Annotated in this window: 4 protein-coding genes and 1 pseudogene; all 5 read right to left on the reverse strand. The window is 49.7% G+C overall.

Annotated elements, in window-relative coordinates:
* Window positions 1-218, reverse strand: a 218-nt coding sequence (locus ABMA70_RS15960; RefSeq protein WP_393022393.1) for a hypothetical protein, incomplete at its 3' end; no start/stop codon positions are given.
* A 4-nt stretch (window positions 219-222) separates the two neighbouring features.
* A complete protein-coding gene (locus ABMA70_RS15965; RefSeq protein WP_393022395.1) occupies window positions 223-465 on the reverse strand; it encodes a hypothetical protein in 243 nt (80 codons plus the stop codon).
* The gene (locus ABMA70_RS15970) at window positions 443-625 is read right to left on the reverse strand and encodes a hypothetical protein (RefSeq protein WP_393022398.1); all 183 of its coding nucleotides are present in this window, start codon (window positions 623-625) and stop codon (window positions 443-445) included. The genes ABMA70_RS15965 and ABMA70_RS15970 overlap by 23 nt, the downstream gene beginning before the upstream one ends.
* Window positions 618-902 (reverse strand): hypothetical protein, encoded by a 285-nt coding sequence (locus tag ABMA70_RS15975; protein ID WP_393022401.1) that lies wholly within the window; start codon window positions 900-902, stop codon window positions 618-620. Before ABMA70_RS15975 ends, ABMA70_RS15970 begins: the two co-directional genes overlap by 8 nt.
* A pseudogene (locus tag ABMA70_RS15980) lies at window positions 899-1,237 on the reverse strand (hypothetical protein); the annotation flags it as partial. The pseudogene ABMA70_RS15980 and the gene ABMA70_RS15975, both read right to left, overlap by 4 nt.

Below are 1,237 nucleotides of genomic sequence, written 5' to 3' on the forward strand. Positions count from 1 at the left end.
ATCTGATTGCCTAGCTCTAGGGCGTACATGTAGTTAGGGTTCAAGCCATGAACGTTACCGTCTTGGCTACCTTGACGGGCACCGACACGGATTAGCTCTGCACCTGTCGCCCACATAAGATGGGCTGGACCCATAGTGTTACCAAATGCTTCGATTTCTACTGGTAGTTCTACGTCTGTGAAGAACTCATGGTCTAGTGATGTTACTGTTACTTTCATAGTGTTACTCCTCGATGAGTTGGATTTCTTGCTCGGCTAGGCTGAACGGATACTCACCGTCAGCATCAAAGCCACCGCCTTTAGTGATGTCAGCATTGGCTACGCTATCTAAGCCACCTGCTGCAATGATGGATGCACCTGATACGAACACGTTATCGTCGTCTACACGTACCACGTCCACTACAACTGGGAAGGTGATACCTTCTGTGTCCCAGTAACCACCGTTATTCAGTAGTGTCGCTTTCATCGCTGTCTCCTTTCGGTAGGATTTCCCATTTACCAGTGCCGTCATTCACGGCATGGTGAGTCTCCCCTAGACCCTTACGTTCGACAAAGGCTTTCGCCTTGTCTTCGTTGAAAAAGTATTTAGGCTTGCCGTCTGCGCCTAGTGATTTGTCTTTAGCCATTAGTAAATGCCTCGCGGAATTTGTCAGCCATGTGTTGTAGTTCGGCAGGACTCATGTGCTCAACTGAGCGACGGATGTATGCCTTGGATGGTAGACCTACACGGAAGCCGTGCTTGTCAGCAAAGCGGTACATCAAACGAGTTGCCACCTCGTGCACCAGAACGTAGTTACTGAAACGCCACGCTGTGCGGTTCTTCTTGTTACGCCCGTTGTTACGCTTAGCACGTTTGGTTTGTAGAGCATGACGTTGCTCACGGGTGGTGTGTTCTTTCTTCATTTGCGGTTGTCCTCTAACAGTTCAACGTATGTGGTCTTGCTTATCTTCGCCAGCTTAGGCTGAGCTTGGATACTCTTGACCAATCGGCACAGGGCTTGAAGCGATATACCCAAGTCCCTCTCCATCTGTGTCATGGATGCAGCATTGTTATGCTCCTTGAGGTAGTCGAGCACGATGTCTGCTTGAGACTTGTACTCGTGCTTACGTTCCTCATCCCAGACGTACACCCCGAAGCGTACACGGTAGCAGCACGAGAGTGTGTCTACTAACTCGCTGAGCAATCGGGATGCAAAGTGGTTGGAGATGTTAAGTGCTTTCGCTACCTGACCAGTAGT

The organism is Halobacteriovorax sp. XZX-3 (assembly GCF_043196495.1).
Classification (GTDB): domain Bacteria; phylum Bdellovibrionota; class Bacteriovoracia; order Bacteriovoracales; family Bacteriovoracaceae; genus Halobacteriovorax_A.

Bases quoted from the DNA above. Each gene is read 5' to 3' on its own strand.
- ABMA70_RS15965 (WP_393022395.1), bottom strand. From the start codon at position 465: ATGAAAGCGACACTACTGAATAACGGTGGTTACTGGGACACAGAAGGT.
- ABMA70_RS15970 (WP_393022398.1), bottom strand. From the start codon at position 625: ATGGCTAAAGACAAATCACTAGGCGCAGACGGCAAGCCTAAATACTTT.
- ABMA70_RS15975 (WP_393022401.1), bottom strand. From the start codon at position 902: ATGAAGAAAGAACACACCACCCGTGAGCAACGTCATGCTCTACAAACC.